Below are 17,256 nucleotides of genomic sequence, written 5' to 3' on the forward strand. Positions count from 1 at the left end.
TAAGTAGATAGTCATGATTAAATCTAAGATGTCATTGCGAGCGAAGCGAAGCAATCCCAGAGACTTTGCGATTGCTTCGCTTCGCTCTCTACGAGACGCTACGCGAACGCAATGACAGAACATATTATATTTATTTATGTCCATCTACTTATAATATTGAGATGTGTAGTTTGTTTAGTTGCAAAGTCCTGTAAGTCCTTCACTAAATATTTGATTCTAAAAAAATATTTTCTAGGGTGGGTAATGACTACCCAAGCTTTTATATATCGGCAGGGTAAAAAAATAAATTATGGTGACTTATAAACCGATTCAAGTTGATAGCGAACCTTATTTAGAATACATTGGTAAACATAAACGTGCCTTTGACATTTACGAAGACCTATATCCCGTTAAACTTTTTGAGGATTTTGTACAAGTAGAGGGTAGGCAAGGAGGCATGTTTCGCTGTGGTTGTAATGTAACTAAAGATGAATTGTCTCCGGCTCGGTTCGCTCTTTTATTTCCTACACAAGACGATTTGCAATCGCTTCACAACCCCCAACAGCAACTCGAAGCAGCTTTTGATTTCTTTCGTAAAGTGGAAGGTCGAGCAGAAGTCAAGGTCAATTATCATCTGCTTGAAAAGTTTTTTGGCAAGAATCCTGACTTTGGAGGGATTTATTTTATTGCTGTGGGTGTAGATGCACAGACAGAAATTAGTGAATCCCGTTTAAAGCTGTTTATTCATCTGCATGATGCCCCTGACAAAATAGAATCTGCCATTGCTTTGTCTGGTGATAGTCCAACATTACGAGCATTCTTAGTGAACAATGATTTATTAGTAGGTTTTGACTTTTATTTAGATGGACGCAGTGAAATCGAGGTTTATCCAACTATCTATCAAGAAGAGTTGAAACGAGCTGATATCCAAAGCAGGATATTACCACTTTTACCCCCCCGTGCTTTACCGCTACTAAAGCAGTGTGAAGTCTTGCAAATAGGAATTAGTCCGGCTAATAAAAGTAATATTCTTTATTTCGATTTTGTTCGCGACCCCAATACCTTTATCGATAATCTTGGTAATGAAATGGCAAAAAAAGTTCATGCCTATTATCGCCACCAACCTGTACAACATGTACTAGTTGGTGTTTCTGAAAAAGACTTATACGCTAGCTCTATTGAGAAAGTGAAGCTTTACTACTTTAAGAAGTAATGTATATCAAAAAAAGGAAAAAACTAATTCAGAGGGAACAGGGAACGGGCAACAGGGAACAGAAAAAACTCATGGCTTTTAAGCATGAGATTGAAGTAATGACACTGTTTTTTTGACTGAAGCTCTAAACTCTGAAACTTTAGTTTCTTATCTGTTGCCTATTCCCTGTTCCCTGTTCCCTTTTTTTGTAACACAAACTTAAATAAAAATCAAAATTATGGTGACATATAACCCGATTAAAACTAATAGCGAACGTTACTTAGAATACATTGGTAAACATAAACTTGCCTTTGATATTTACGAAGACCTCTATCCCCTTAAAATTTTTGAGGATTTCGTAGAAGTAGAGGCTAAAAAAAGAGGTTTGTTTTACATTCTTTCTAATGTAGATAAAGATGAAATATATCCGGCTCGGTTCTGTTTGAGATTTCCTTCATTAGAAGAAGCTCAACTGCTTTATAATCCACAGCAACAACTACAAACTGCCCTTAACTTTTTTCGTCAAGTGGAAAGCCGACCAGAAGTTAAGCTCAATTATCACCATATTCAGCAATTTTTTGGTAGTATTTCTGACTTTCAAGGTATTATTTTGATGGCTGTTGCCATAGATGCCCGTACAGTAATTACTGAGTCGCGTCTAAAGCTGTATGTTTGGCTCAAAAATGCTCCTGAAAAAGTAGAAACAGCTATTGCTTTGTGTGGTGATAGTCCAACATTGCGGGCATTTTTAGTTAATGATAAACTGCAAGTAGGTTTTGATTTATTTTTCAATGGTGAAAGCGAAATAGAGGTTTATCCAATCATCAGTCAAGATGAGTTGCAGCAGGTTCATATCCGCGATCGAATAATCCCACTCTTACCGCCTCGTGCTTTACCGCTACTACAGCAATGTGCAGTTTTTCAAGTAGGTTTTAGTGAAGCGAATGAAAGTAATATTCTTTATTTTGATTATGTCCATGACCCCAATAGTTTTGTAGATAATCTCGGTAATGAGATGACTAAGAAAATTCATGCTTATTATCGCCATCAGCCTATTAAATCTTTGACAGTGGGCATTCCCGAACACAATTTTTATGGACGGGCGATTGAGCATGTGAAATTATATTATGATATGAATTAATATTTTGATTTTAAATAAGGGCAAGTCGATCCAAGTAATCTAAAAAATCAAATTAGGAGAGTGAATTATCATGGCTAAGAAGCAGCAAACCCCAGAAAACTCAGAACCAACTCCAAAAAAACAACCAGAAGGAATTCCCAAAAAAGTTGAATCTCATTTGTTAGCCACTGGTTTAGAGGATTATGGTTTCTGGTGGCAAGAAATGTTAAAAGCACAAGCCAATTCAGACAAAGAACGCAAACCTTTCCGCAGGGGTCGGATTTGGTCTTGATTAAGAGACTTCCAAGAAATTAATTACTACTTGTGGGTTGGACATCTTGTCAGCCCTTCTTTACAACTCTGAGTCTTTAGCTGGTGCGTTGCAGCGCGTGACAACGCACCCTACTTTTAAAAATTAATTATAAGTGCGATCGCCATCCTACTAGCGTGTCCTAGCTAAATTAGTGCATAAAATTTAGCTCTTGTGGGGTGGGCATCTTGCCCGCCCGGACGGGTGAGGACACCCATCCCACAATAAAATTTATTGCAATATTTTAGCCTTGTCACGCCATCCTACTTTGACGACTTGCAACATCCATTCACAAACTTTCAGATCCTTTTCTACAAAAACTCATTCTTCAATAAGTCCACAAGAACTCGAAGCTAAAACAACTTAAGCTGAGTTTATACATGGACATGTTTTTCCCGAGATTTTTGTTTTTAGATAAATAAAAATTAAGCTGTTCTAGAAAAATTCATTTGTTATTTATACAAAGTCATTGAATGATAAGTAAACAATAAGTCTTCCTCAATAAATTTGTTGTTAATTTATTAATCAACATGTTTTAGTAAGTCCGGTATGTTCTGGAGTCACTAATCAACATGTTTTAGTAAGTCCAGCATGTTCTGGAGTCACTAATCAACATGTTTTAGTAAGTCCGGTATGTTCTGAAGTCACTAATGCTTCTTCTGTAGTAAGGTGCGTTGTCGTAAAACGCAACACACCATCTATATTTGTGCTATTGGATTAGAATCTGACAATATTTGTGGATTTTGCTGAGCCAAAATGTAGTTTAAGTAGTGCATAGTAATTTTATAAACTTCAAAAAGTAGTAAATTTATGTCTCAAAGAAAACGCACATCTCGCGTTCTAGAAAATGCCGAGTTAAAATTTGCTGGTGTCAAAGCAATAGATACCAATTTAGATATTGGAGATAATTACAACACCATCAAATTCGCACAATTAATTGAAGAGTTACGCACTAAGTTAGAAAATCACAATACTATTCTCAGCACGATTGACTCTTCCAAAATAGAAGTTGAACAGTTAGAAAAAAAATTGGTAAGTTACTGTGAGAATATGATGATGGGGATTGGCTTTAAATACGGCAAAGACAGCCGTGAATATCAAATGGCTGGGGGAGTTCGTAGAAGTGAAATTCTACGTAAAAGTAGAGCAACTCGCTTAAAAACAGCCGCGAATAAAGCAGCTAGTCAAAATTCTCAATCTACTGGTCTGTCCTAGTATTGATAGGTTAGAACTCTGACTTCTAAGAGAAGTCAGGGTTCTCAGCCCCCAGGGTTAGGTATATTTTTTATATAAAATTGTAAGATGCATAACAGTGAGTTCAACCCAAGTGCTGTTTCAATTCACCAATTGCAGCACTAGTAGTCTCAATACGGTTCGGATAAGCAGTATGAACTTCCCTTGTGGTCTGGGAAAAGATTAAGGGGTAAGGGGTAAAGGATGTATTTGAAACCTTTCCCCTTTCCCCTTTCCCCTTTCCCCTTTCYCCTTTCCCCTTTCCCCTTTCCCCTTTCCCCTTTCCCCTTTCCCCTTTCYCCTTTCCTTCCCCTTTCCCCTTTCCCCTTTCCCCTTTAAAGAAACTATATTTTGAAGATTAATACTACACTCCATCAAAAGCTGGTGGATAAACAACCTTCCCCTTATACCTTTCTTGATAACTTTGCAGTGGTTTAACCATAAAGAATTCTTCTGGTACTGGAAAGGGAGATTCAATTCCATAAAGCACAGAAGTCTGAAAGCCAAAGCGGGTATAAAATTCTGGATGACCTAGTACAATTACTATGGCTTCTTTTTTTGTTTCTGCTATTTCTAAGCCTGCTTTGATTAATGCACTACCAATTCCTTGTCTTTGAAACTCCGGACGAATTGCTAAAGGTGCTAAACCAAGTACTTGTAATGTTTGTTCCTTCGCCAGGTCAATATAGCTAAATAAGATGTGACCGACTACCATACCTTCAATTTCAGCAACTAGCGAAAGTTCTGGAATATAACGGTCAGAATGACGTATTCGTTCCACCAATTTGGCTTCGTTATCTTGACCAAAAGCTAAAGTATTCACCTGGGCTATTGCTGGGTAGTCTGTCAAAGTTTCAGGACGGATATTTATCATTTTAAAATCAATTCCATAAAAATCTAGTTTGCTCGATATTCTAACGGAATCTCTGTTTTTTCTAAATATGGCTCGATATTACACTTCTTGCTTTCATTGCTTTTTGCACTTTTGTGGTCAAAGGGAAAAGGTGAGCCAGCGCGGTCTTGGGGGTTTCCCCCATGAGCGACTGGCGAACCCCGAAGGGGTTAATGGTTCGACAAGCTCACCAACCGGGGAAAGGGAAAATAGCAAACCTTTCCCCTTCCCCTTTTCCCGAATTTTGCAAGAAGTTTATTGTAGAAGCTAAATTCACGATAAAGTGCTTGTGCTTCTTTTGCATAAGGCGATTTAATGCACAATTTTAGCCTTACCACGCCACTAGAATAATTGTATTTTTACTCAGGTAATTAAAAAAGATATAAATGCACCGATCGCACTTTATTCTTTTGGCTGTAAACCTAATTCACAAATTGTTTTTGCTTCATCAACAGAGTAACTTTTACCTAAATCTATTTGTGGTTCTTTGCACCAGCCCTGTCTAAACCACTCATAGAGAACGGTTTCGGTCGAAGTCCCTGAGATAAATTGCTGGGTTTGTTTTTTAGATGGCCCTTCGGTGTTGGGACTACATTTTTTGCTTCTCCATCCGTTACCTTCTAGCCATGTTGTCTCACTCGCACCCAAATCAATTAAGTAACGTCCATTCAATTCTGATACTGATTTAGCCACATATTTTTGAGTAATTAAACGTTGAACGCACTCAGCTAAACTAGTTTTTTGGCATTCAGCTAAAGCCGCATCTGCTGAGATACCTAAATTAGTATATTCTTTGATGCATTGCAGATATGCTGCTTCTTGCGCTTGAACCACTGTTTCACCAAAGGGAATACTAGTAAAGAATGCTATGACTGTGGTAGTTATGAGTAATTTGTGCAACTTATTCATCATGATTTACTAGAAAGTAATTTAGCCTCTTATATATTTACTTGATAAATCAAATCTGAGAAATACATAATGATGTTTGGAAAATTGCAGAAAACTACATAGTTAACATACGTTAATTTTGCTATGAATGATTTCTTACGTAAATATTTTTAGAATTAGTTGACAAATATGCAATTTATCTGATTTTATTTTTAATAAATCTACTTGTTATTCCTATTCATCTGTGCACTATCGTGAATAAAATATTTTCTAAATCAACTACTCATTATTGGTTAACAATTTTATTTTTTGTCAGTTTCACTTTTTGTGTATGGTTAAATAATGTGCAATTAATCATTCCACAAGTGAGTATGGGCAACTTAGTCCAAGCTCAAGCCATTGATGCTGATAAATTAGTTAACAGAGGAGTTGAAAGTTATAAAACAGGAAACTTTCAGGCTGCAATTCAATCTTGGGAAGCAGCTTTAAAGCTATACGAACAACAGAAAAACTATAATCATGTCACTGTTGTGAGTGAAAATTTAGCACGAACTTATCAACAATTGGGTGAAAATGAGCAAGCCCTGAATTATTGGGATAAAGTTAATAATTACTATCGCTCTCAACAAAACTGGCTAAAAGTAGGGCGGGTATTAACAGAGATAGCCCAAGTTTACAGTAATGTTGGGCAAACAGCCAAAGCTATTAATTTTTTATGTGGTGCTTCTGATATAAAAAATATTGAAAACTTAACTTGTCAGCAAGGTAGTGCATTACAGATAGCTACACAACAACAAGATAAAGTCGGAGAAATTGCAGCATTAGGAAGTCTGGGTGAAACTTATCGGCTTCGAGGGAATTATGATGTAGCAATTCAATATCTGGAAGCTGCTAAAAAAAGTGATAATCAAACATATAATTTTGCCATCCTTAATAGTTTAGGTAATGCTCGCGCCAGCCGTGCCCAACTTTGGAATTTACGTGCGAAATCTGCTCAACAACAAAGTGTTTCGAGAGCAACTGAATTCCAACAAAACGCCAACAATGATTATCAACAAGCCCTGGAATATTTTCAAGCAAGCCTCAAAGAAGCTCGTCAACAAGATAATAAATCTGGGGAAATGCGAAGTCTACTCAATCAAATTCAGCTTTTTTATCGCTCGAAAACAATTAGCTTAATACCCCAGAATGAATTTGAGGTAAATATCCAAGCAGCTTTAGGACTATTGGATAAATTACCTGATTCTGTGAATAAAGTATATAGCGCCATCGATTTAGCAAATTTACCCGGTGTTGATGAAGAATTAAGTTCGCCATTTACTCAATGTTTAACAAAATCAAAATTACCAAATGCCCAAGCCAAGGAATTATTTAACCAAGCTATCAAAATTTCTCAAAGGCTGGAAGACTACCGTTCTGAATCTTATGCTTTGGGAGCGTTTGGTCATTTTTATGAGTGTCAAGAAAAAAATTATAAATTAGCTTGGGAATTTACTAATAAAGCAATTTTGTTAGCAGATCAAAAATTAAAGGCTAAAGATAGCTTATATTTATGGGAATGGCAAGCCGGGAGAATTTTAAAAGCAGAAAATCAAGATACTAAGGCACTTCCTTTTTATCAACGCGCATACAATATTCTAGAACAATTACGCAGTGACATTCTCATTGCCGACCGGGATTTTCAATTCGATTTTCGGGATATCATTGAGCCTGTGTATCGTCAGCTAGCACAACTTCAATTAGAATTTGCTTCTACAAATATTACTAGTAATAAAGAACTGAATAAACCAGAATTTAATTCTGCCTTAACTACAATAAATTCTCTCAGGTTAGCAGAAATTCAAAATTACTTTGGGAATGATTGTATCTTAACCGCCATCGAAAACAGAAATATCGCCGAAATTGTAGAAGAGGATTCTGCTTTTATTAGTTCGATAGTCCTCAAAGATAAGACAGGAATTATCTTAAGTTTACCTAATCAAGAAACGCATTTAGAATGGATAGATAAAAGCCGGGAAACTCTTAGTCAAAACATTAAAAACTTCTACGATGGGTTAATTAGAGGAAAGCGAGATATTATTTATAATACCAAAGATGCTGAAAACCTTTATGAATTAATTATTCGTCCCTTGGAAAAATATTTAGAAGCTCAAAAAATTCAAACTTTAGTATTTATCCAAGATAGCTTTTTACGTAATGTACCGATGGCTGCACTTTATGACAAAATAGGCAAGAAATATTTGATTGAAAAATATGCGATCGCCACTACACCAAGCTTACAATTAACCTCCACACAAAAAGTTAATTTCAAATCAACTAAAGCCTTAGTTTTAGCTGTCAGCAAAGAAATACAAATTGATGATGTATTGTTTGAACCATTAATAAATGTTCCTTTAGAAACTAAAAGCATCCAAGAACAATTTCCCAATACTAAAAAATTAGAAAATCAAGATTTTACAATTAGTAATTTAAAAAAAGAAATCCAAAACACAGCCTATCCAATTATTCACGTTGCAACCCACGCACAATTCGGCACAATTCCCGAAGATACATTCCTGGTCACAGGAAATAATGACAAACTCACAATTAATCAACTAGAAACTTTACTGCGTGAAACTAATAATAATTCTAACTTAGTTGAATTATTAGCACTCACCGCTTGTCAAACAGCAGTTGGTGACGATAGGTCAACCCTAGGGTTAGCAGGTGTAGCATTACAAGCTGGTGCTAAAAGTGCAATGGCTTCATTATGGTCTGTGGGGGATGAGTCTACAGCCAATTTAGTTGCAGAGTTTTATAATCAATTACGTCAACCAAAAATCACTAAAGCACAAGCTTTACAACTTGCTCAATTGAAACTGATTAATGCAAAAACAACTGAAATTGACATCCAATATAATCACCCCTATTATTGGGCACCATTTATTATTATTGGAAATTGGCTGTAAAGAATTATTGTTTAGACTGACATGGAGACACGGGGACGCGGGGACGCGGAGAGATTTTAATAATAAGTGATTAGGCGGACATGATATGATATTATTTCTCTAAATAATTGTATCTTCCTTACCAGCTGCAAATTTAGCAAAACGCTCTGCTAAGGGTGGTACAATGACGAGGGGATTGCTAAATCCAGAAAACACATGAATGTTTTCAAATCCAGGAATAGCACCCATAAAAGGAATTTGATTGTTACTAAATGCCACTAAGCAATGATGCCAAGTTCCTGGTAAATTCCCCAAAGCTGGTAAAATTTCCGCCACACTTTCTCGTAACCATTGTTCGCTAGCCTGTGAATTGACCTCAGCATTAGGATCTGTGAGTACACGGCTAATTTGACCCAAACGCAAGCTACCATCTTGAAACTGAATTGCACCAGCATCTAATATTGCTGGTATTGGTTCATTACCTGGTTCATTCCACAATTGCTCAAATTCCGTGGATTGGCTTTCTAAGTAATATCGTTGCACATTTGCGGGCATAACTAAGGTGCGTAACCTGACATCAACTGGTGCAGTTTCAATGATTTCTGCGTGGGTAAAATATATCTTAAAGGAAATACCAGCTGATTTTAGTAGCTGGCGGCTAAGTCCACCCGCACAGATGGCGATATTTGCGCTGTGGTAAGTTGCGTTAGTTGTTTGTACGCCATTTTCCAATATTTGCAATACTTTATTAACTTGTACTTCACCTCCACCACGCAAAAAAGCTTGAATGTAGGCTTGTGCGGTTTTTTGTGGATGAATATGACCGTGTTTAACAGTTAAAGCCCCAGATATGGCCTGTTGATTTAGCAGTGGTTCCAATTCACCAGCTGCTTTTGGGGTGAGTAAACGCGGTACAACAGCACAATTACTATATAATTTAGCGATCGCCTCAGCATTGCTACCTGCTGAAATCGTTAGTAATAAATCTAATTCCCGAAATTCAATATCAGCGTCTAACTCTTGAGGTAGGATATGGTAGCGAGCGATCGCATCTTCACACAATTGCTGAGTTAATGGTGTATTACCCGCCCAATAAGCAAGCCCACCATAACTATAGCGAGTTGCATTCTGTGGTATTTGATATTCTTCCAGCAAAAGTACGCCAAAGCCTGCTTTCCTTAACTCATAAGCCAGCGTAGCACCCGTAATCCCACCACCAACCACAATCCAATCGTAAGTTTTCATAATAAGAGCAAAGAATTCAGAATTCAGAATTCAGAATTCAGAATTTAGGAATCAGTGTGTCAACAATAGCATGACCAAATTATATAGCATTAAGAAACCCAAAACCCTTGTAGAGACGTAGCAATGCTACGTCTCTACATTAATTTTCAGCAAATGTCTGTAGATTTGCTGCTATGTTTGCTGTTTATTTATTCGCCACTCGGACTGCAATTTATTCTGAATTCTGACTCTTGAATTCTATTTAATATGTTGCTTGTAACCGTTGTAAAAGATATTCTCCCGCAAGGATGGGAGGATAAATAGATGAGTTTTCTTTTTGGCAACTTTCCAAACAAGCAATTTCTACATCATCATTAGGATGGCAGAAAAAAGCAATAGAATAGCGAGACTGGTTTACCCTGTCGTCCTTGGGAATCATTACCCGGTGCTTAGTCGAACAAAATACATTATTTGTCCACCTCTGCATTAAATCGCCAGTATTCACTATCACAGTATCAGGTATTGCAGCCGCACCAATCCATTCTCCTGTGGTTGTTTGTACTTCCAAGCCGCCGATACGATCTTGGAAAAGTAAAGTAATACTGCCATAATCGGAATGTTCCCCTGCACGTACTTGTGCGGGTTTGGGTGGTGTTTGCAATGGGGGATAATGGAGAAAACGCAAGGTATGATTGTGTTGGCTGTGTCTGGTGGTAAAAAAATCTTCTGGTAATTCCAACGCCAAAGCAAATGTTTGCAACACCGTGTTAGCCAATTGTGTGCAACTGTCATAAAAAGCCACAACACAAGCATCCACACCCACAGCACCTTGTTTGCTGACATTAAACGCTTCTTTTAAATCACCTGGTTTATTCGGGTCAAGACGTTCTCTCTCTACAGCAACATAGCCTGTATTATTAAATTCATCACTCCAAGCTTGCTTTTGTTTAACTTCTAAAGGTAAATTAAAAAAAGATTTACTGTAAATGAATACTTGCTCGATTAAATCTTTTGATATTTCTGAATTTTGCAAGTACATAAAACCGATTTCATGACAAGCCTGATAAATTTGTTTAACAACACCTTGCCTAGTTGTTGCATTGCCATTAGTGAAAGCAGACAAATCAATTACTGGAATTGTAACCATTGATAATTCAAGATATTGTGTAAATAATTAACAATTTATAGCCTGGTGGCAAGGCTATAATGTTGCAATTATTTTTATTGTAGGGTGGGCATTTTACAGGGCAGGCTAGAAGCCCATCCCACAAAAGGAAAGCTAATGTAAAATTTGAGTTTTGCCACGCCACTAGGGTGCGTTAGGCTATAATCGTAACCCACTACTATACCTAAGATTTATTTTATAAAAGCTATTGGATTAAGTTGCTGAATTTTAACAAAATTAAAACAGTATATTTACATATTAATCGAAACAAGCTACTATTTGTAGGTCTTTAATTACACCATTAAAAGCAGTTATCTAGAATTGTGACTAATCAATATTATTCAAAATTGCATCTGCCATTTGGGCTAATGCTGAGTTTTGCTTTGACAACAAATATCAGCGCCTCTGCTCAAGTGACACCGGATGAAACCTTGGGAACACAAGTTATAGATATAGGCCGCAACTCTTTTATTTTCAATGGTACAACTGTTGGTAACACAAATTTGTTTCATAGTTTTAGCAGCTTCAGTATTCCTAATGGAGGTGCTGCAATTTTTTTCAACGATTCCAGCATTATTAATATCTTGGCACGGGTAACAGGTGGACTACCTTCTAATATTCAGGGAGTGATTAACACTCAAGGTACTGCTAATTTATTTTTGCTTAACCCCAACGGCATTATATTTGGAGAAAATGCTCGATTAAATGTTGGCGGTTCCTTTGTTGCTACCACAGCTAATGCAATTCAGTTTCCTGGTGGGGCTGAATTTTCTTTAACTTCACCAGTTACACCCAATAACGAATTACTCAGTATTAATCCCACAGCATTTTTATTTAATCAAATTGCTAATCAAGGAGCAAATTCTATTGAAAATTATTCTACTTTCTTATTAGTTCCTGACAATAAAAGCTTAATTTTACTTGGCGGTAACGTTACACCTACTCCTGAATCTACTGGACAAATCCTAATGGATGCAGGAAGAATTGGTGCATTCGGTGGCCGGGTTGAAATCGGCGGTTTAAATGCACCTGGAAGTGTAGGAATTAATGTTAATGGCGATAATTTGAGCTTAAGTTTTCCTCAGGACATAGCAAGAACAGATATTACATTAATAAATAATGCCGCCGCTGTTGCCTTTGGTGGAGGTGGCGGTGATGTTGTAGTTAATGCCAATAATCTGAGTTTAGTGAATTCTAGTTCTTTAAATGCAGGTATACTTCCTAATCAAGGCAATCCTGACACGAAATCAGGTGATATTTCCATCAATGCTACTGGAATTGTAACAGTTGCCCAAGGAAGTAATTTGGGAAATATTTCATCAGGAATTGGTAATAGTGGAGATATCAATATTGTTGCTCAATCATTGCAATTGATTAATGGTAGTACAATCAATGCAAGTGCTACACAAGGTAACTCAGGAACTATTAATATTGAAGTTGATAATACAGTTTTTTTATCTGGAATTAATGATGAGTTTGTGAATAGTTCTATTTTGGCTGGCGGTATTAATATTCAAGCCCAAAATCTTTTACTTGCTGATAATGCTGTAATCAGTACTACAAATTTCTTAACTAACACTTCTGGAGATATTAACATTACAACTACCGATTCGATTAATTTAAATAATTTTTCCAGCATTTTTACAGCCAATCTTGGAGGAAATAAAGCGGGTAATTTATCAATTACTACTAATGATTTAAACCTTGAGAATAACTCTCAAATATCATCCGGTGCTTTTGGTAGATTTGGCAGTGGGAATGGTGGCAATATCAATATTACTGCTCGTAACATTAGCATAGATAATTCTGATATTTCTGCAAGTGCCTTCTCTTTTCCAGAAGTTATTTCTAATGTAGGTAATGGTGGCAATATCAAGATTGTAACAGAAAGAATTACTCTCACAAATTTGGGAGCTATTGCTTCTAACTCTGGCGCACCAGAACCAGGAGAAACAATTGGTTTTGGGGGAGATATTAATATTACGGCTACTGATTTGATAGAGATAGATACAAAAGGTGCAAAGGATAGAATAACTGGAATTAATACAAGAACTTTGAGTAGTAGTTCTGCTGGTAATATAACCTTGAACACCAAAAATTTGATTGTTAGGGATGGCGGTATTATCACAACAGAAGCTGCCAATAACTTAGGAGGAGATGCTGGTAATATTATTATCAATGCTTCAGATTCTATAGAGTTAATTAGTTCAAATATTAATTCCCCTAGCGCAATCTTCACAGGAGTTGAAGCTTTTGATAATGATGTCATTGCTGTCGGTGATGGCGGCAAATTAACAATTAACACTAAATTTTTACAACTAACCAATGCGTTTATTTCATCTGGTACTTTCGGTAAAGGTAATGCAGGTAATATCTCTATATTCAGTAACGAGCAAGTAATAGTTGATAATGGTGTTATCAATAGCCGAGTAGGTTCTCGTGGAGTCGGCGATGCTGGAGAGATTAATATTCAAACTCAAAGACTCACTTTAGTTAATGGCGGTGCAATTGATAGTGCAATTTTTCGAGCAGTGGGAGATTTACCAGGGGGACAAGGTAGGGGTGGAAATATTCGCATCAACGCTACAAATGCAGTGAGTATTTCAGGAACTGATGCAAATGGAATTAGTAGTTCAATATCAACAGAAACACAAACTGGAGCATTTGGTCAGGGAGGAGATATCATCATTAATACAGATGATTTTCGGATAACAGATAAAGGTATAATATCATCAATTACACAAAATTCTAGCAATGCAGGTAATGTAACTGTTAATGCCCGTGTGGCTGAAATATTAAATGGTGGATTTGTGGTTACAGGAACTGATGGTAGTGGTAAAGCAGGTGATATCACTATTAATGCTAGGGATAAAATTACCATTGCTACTAACACAAATTTAGATCGTTCCACTGGTTTATTTGCAGGTACTATTTCTCGCGGTGATGGTGGGACGATATCTTTATTCACAACTGACTTTAATTTATCTGCAATTAACTCAAATTTTCCTACTCCTGTCACTATTTCTACACTTAGTCAAGGAGAAGGAATCGCAGGTAATATTAATATTATTGCCACAAATAATTATGCTGCAAATAATGGTTTAGTGACTGCCAGATCCGAACAATCAGGCGGTGGCAATATTAATATTAGCTCCAAAAATATTCGCTTGCGGAATAATAGTGATATTCGCACTGATTTATCAACAGGTCAACGTAGTGGTGGTAATATTTTCCTCAGTGCTGATACTATTATTGCCTTAGAAGATAGCGATATTCTCGCTTTTGCATCAGAAGGTCAAGGTGGTGATATCATTTTTAGCACCCGTGCTTTGTTTAGCGATGCTCTATATAATCCTACACAAACATTAGCTGACAGCAATAGTCTTCAGTCACTAAATAATAATAACCGTTCTGACATTAATGCTACTGGTGTAATTTCTGGTGATATCATTGGTGTGCCTGATATCACTTTTATTGAAAACAGTCTTACAGAATTACAATCTAATCCCATTGACACCAATAATCTAATCGCTAACAGTTGTATAGCCCGAAATCAAAAGCAGAAAGGGACTTTTTTAATCACAGGTGCTGGTGGTTTACCTCGTCGTCCTGGGGATGCTTCAGGTTCAACTTATGCTACAAGCGATGTCCAAAATGTTACTGTTAATGATGAAACACAACAGTGGAAAAAGGGCGACTTGATTATTGAACCACAAGGAGTATACCGACTAGAGAACGGACAATTGGTGATGAGTCGAGAATGTGATTAGGGCAGGCAAGATGCCTACCCCAAAAGATTTTAAGCAGCGAAAATATCTGCGTTGGTTAGAGACAATCCAGTGTTGAGTGTGGCAATTTGGATTTTAGCGATCGCTCCTGTACCATCTTGGTCAAAGAACAGAGAACCGTTACCTTTATCATAGAGAAATCTTTGGCTGCTTGTAGTTGCTGCGGAACCCAAGAAAAATTGATTAACAGCGATGGCAGCACCAGCAACTAATCCGCCACCAAAACCAGCCGCAGAGACATAAATCGTATCATCAACTACGCTAAAATCAGTAATGCGGTCGATTCCTTCGCTGCGAGAGTTGAATGTAAAGCGATCGCTACCACTACCACCTGTTAATGTATCGTTGCCAGTACCACCAACAAGGACATCATTACCAGTACCACCAATTAATGTATCGTTACCACCACCCCCAGTTAGGGTGTCATTTCCCGTACCTCCATTGAGGTTATTGTTAGCACCATTACCTGCGATCGAGTTATTGAGAGTGTTCCCAATGCCGTTAATTGCGGTTGTACCTTTTAGAATCAGGTTTTCCAGATAAGCTGGGCCTAAATCAAAGGTGTAAAAAGATTCAACTGTGTCTACACCTTCATTGGCATACTCAGTGATAGTTATGTAATCATCATCAGCGAACACATAGCGATCGTTGCCAGTGCCACCGTAGAGCGTGTTATTACCAGCACCACCATTGAGCGTATCATTACCAGCGCCACCCGTGAGGGTGTCATTACCTCTACCACCATTTAAGGCATTGTTAGCAGTATTACCAATGATTGTGTCGTTACCATCGCCAGTAAAAGCATTTTCGATGACAGTTCCTGAACTGATAGTCAAGTTAGTTCCATTGAGGGTACTTGTAGAACCTGGATTCAAGTTGAGGTAAGAGTTGGAAGTAATGGCCGCCGCATTAATTGTATCAGTCCCAGAACTATCGGTTAGTGTGGTTGCACCATAGATACCATACTCATTAGTGTAGAAATAAGTGTCGTTGACAGTATCGGCATCGCCATATAAATGTAATTTCCAATTGTTGAGAATGCCGATATCTGTAGGGCCTAAATCCTTGATTCTGAGCGTCCAATTACCAGCACTGCTTTCTCCCCAGTGTTGCGTACTGGAAAGTTTAAACACAATATTATCTCCATCATCCTGCTTATTACCCGGCTGGTCGATCAAACGGCTGATAATTCCACTGGGAGAAATCAAATCTACAATCAAATCGCCCCGAAACGGATGAGTCAGATTGAGTTCTACTTCCACCCAATCAACATCTAAACCCGCAGCAACAGTAAAAGTATGACTAATTCCTATTGTATTATTATCTGGAATAGTCCAACCTAAATTACCTGAATTATAGGAAAGACGCTGCTCATTGTTAAATCGACTTTGTGTTTGCCAAGTCTCTGCTAAACGCACAGCAGCAAGAGCATCTACCAAACCAAATCCATAGTCGTGGCTGACGTGTAAACCTCCGCCATTCCAGTTTTTAGCACCGTTATATTGCCAAATAAACTTACCCGCGTAATTATTAGGATCGTTGCGACGAGCAGAATAAGCAAGAATTTCTTGGATATCTCGATAACCTAAATTGCGGTTTGCTTCCAACATTAAGGCTACTACGCCAGAAACTTGAGGGGCTGCGGCTGAAGTGCCATTAAAATCGCCAGTGTAGTCTGTATAACTATAACCAGCAGATCCTAAGCGATCGGTAGTGACAATACTGCCATATTCACTACCAAAGGCAGAAACTAGAATAGAAGCACCAGGAGTACTGTATGAAGTTGCCCAGCCATCATCATCAAGTGCAGCTACACTAATGACGTAGCGAGAATTTTGAAAGTTGTGGTAGTTAGTATTATCTCCTTCTTCACGAGAGTTACCGGCAGCAAATACAATCGCTGTTCCTAATCCATTACGTCCATTAGCAGCAGCATTGGCGATCGCTTGTCCTAATTGTGGGATAGTATAAAAATTATCAACAAAAGACTTAGTATAACCCCAGCTATTGTTGACAACATCAAAACTTGCAAGCCGCGACAGAGCATTAATTAAAGCATTAGTAGAACCAGGAATAGCTCTGATACCTGTAATCTGTGCATTGAAAGCCACCCCCACAGTACCAACACCATTCGCCTCAGCCGCGATAATACCTGCTACTGCTGTCCCGTGATTATCATCAGTCAGAACTGGGAAAGGATCGGAATCTTGGTTAATACTGTCATAATCTCTCGTGGTGTCGTAATTATTATTTAAATCATAGTGAGTATAATCAAATCCATCATCAAGCACACCAACTAGAACACCGCGCCCTGTATAGTCATCCCAAACATTAACTACATTGATATCAAGACCGCGATAGTTATAGTTGCCAACAGATATGTAGTTGTAGAGATACCATTGCTGGCTAAATAGGTTATCGGAAGGAAAGGTAGGCATAAGTTTATCTCTGGAATTCTGGAAATATTTCAATGCTGGGAAACTGTCTGATGCACTAAAAATATGTGATATTTGCTCAGACTTGATGGCTATTTTTTGA

11 protein-coding genes are annotated in these 17,256 nt (G+C 37.6%); 6 read left to right on the forward strand and 5 right to left on the reverse strand.

Annotated elements, in window-relative coordinates; genetic code table 11:
- Window positions 1–289: 289 nt before the first annotated feature.
- From VF06_RS03735 to VF06_RS03750, 4 genes are all read left to right on the forward strand, one after another.
- Window positions 290–1,192 carry a LynF/TruF/PatF family peptide O-prenyltransferase gene (locus VF06_RS03735; RefSeq protein WP_099072935.1) on the forward strand — a complete coding sequence of 301 codons (903 nt, stop codon included), beginning with the start codon at window positions 290–292 and terminating at the stop codon, window positions 1,190–1,192.
- A 217-nt stretch (window positions 1,193–1,409) separates the two neighbouring features.
- Window positions 1,410–2,312: a LynF/TruF/PatF family peptide O-prenyltransferase gene (locus tag VF06_RS03740; RefSeq protein ID WP_099072934.1), complete on the forward strand. Its 903-nt coding sequence runs from the start codon at window positions 1,410–1,412 to the stop codon at window positions 2,310–2,312.
- Between the two features lie 70 nt (window positions 2,313–2,382).
- Window positions 2,383–2,583, forward strand: coding sequence for a cyanobactin biosynthesis PatC/TenC/TruC family protein (locus tag VF06_RS03745; RefSeq protein WP_099072933.1), 201 nt, complete (start codon window positions 2,383–2,385; stop codon window positions 2,581–2,583).
- 828 nt (window positions 2,584–3,411) lie between these two features.
- Window positions 3,412–3,816, forward strand: coding sequence for a hypothetical protein (locus VF06_RS03750; RefSeq protein WP_099072932.1), 405 nt, complete (start codon window positions 3,412–3,414; stop codon window positions 3,814–3,816).
- 382 nt (window positions 3,817–4,198) lie between these two features.
- Here the strand turns inward: VF06_RS03750 and VF06_RS03760 are convergent, their stop codons facing one another.
- Window positions 4,199–4,708 carry a GNAT family N-acetyltransferase gene (locus tag VF06_RS03760; protein ID WP_099076631.1) on the reverse strand — a complete coding sequence of 170 codons (510 nt, stop codon included), beginning with the start codon at window positions 4,706–4,708 and terminating at the stop codon, window positions 4,199–4,201.
- A 420-nt stretch (window positions 4,709–5,128) separates the two neighbouring features.
- Window positions 5,129–5,638, reverse strand: coding sequence for a hypothetical protein (locus tag VF06_RS03765; RefSeq protein ID WP_143861620.1), 510 nt, complete (start codon window positions 5,636–5,638; stop codon window positions 5,129–5,131).
- 320 nt (window positions 5,639–5,958) lie between these two features.
- On the opposite strand from VF06_RS03765, the gene VF06_RS03770 reads away from it, so the two are divergent.
- Window positions 5,959–8,562, forward strand: a complete 2,604-nt coding sequence (locus VF06_RS03770) for a CHAT domain-containing protein (protein WP_244917921.1) — start codon at window positions 5,959–5,961, stop codon at window positions 8,560–8,562.
- Window positions 8,563–8,661: 99 nt separating this feature from the next.
- Here the strand turns inward: VF06_RS03770 and VF06_RS03775 are convergent, their stop codons facing one another.
- Window positions 8,662–9,786 (reverse strand): NAD(P)/FAD-dependent oxidoreductase, encoded by a 1,125-nt coding sequence (locus VF06_RS03775; RefSeq protein ID WP_099072094.1) that lies wholly within the window; start codon window positions 9,784–9,786, stop codon window positions 8,662–8,664.
- Between the two features lie 241 nt (window positions 9,787–10,027).
- Window positions 10,028–10,912 carry an isopenicillin N synthase family dioxygenase gene (locus VF06_RS03780; protein ID WP_099072093.1) on the reverse strand — a complete coding sequence of 295 codons (885 nt, stop codon included), beginning with the start codon at window positions 10,910–10,912 and terminating at the stop codon, window positions 10,028–10,030.
- Between the two features lie 341 nt (window positions 10,913–11,253).
- Here VF06_RS03780 and VF06_RS03785 point away from each other — a divergent pair, with 341 nt between their 5' ends.
- A complete protein-coding gene (locus VF06_RS03785; RefSeq protein ID WP_244917922.1) occupies window positions 11,254–14,700 on the forward strand; it encodes a two-partner secretion domain-containing protein in 3,447 nt (1,148 codons plus the stop codon).
- Window positions 14,701–14,729: 29 nt separating this feature from the next.
- Here the strand turns inward: VF06_RS03785 and VF06_RS03790 are convergent, their stop codons facing one another.
- The gene (locus VF06_RS03790) at window positions 14,730–17,156 is read right to left on the reverse strand and encodes a S8 family serine peptidase (protein ID WP_099072091.1); all 2,427 of its coding nucleotides are present in this window, start codon (window positions 17,154–17,156) and stop codon (window positions 14,730–14,732) included.
- Window positions 17,157–17,256 lie beyond the last annotated feature (100 nt).

This window comes from Nostoc linckia z4, assembly GCF_002608075.1.
Taxonomy (GTDB): Bacteria; Cyanobacteriota; Cyanobacteriia; order Cyanobacteriales; family Nostocaceae; genus Nostoc; species Nostoc linckia.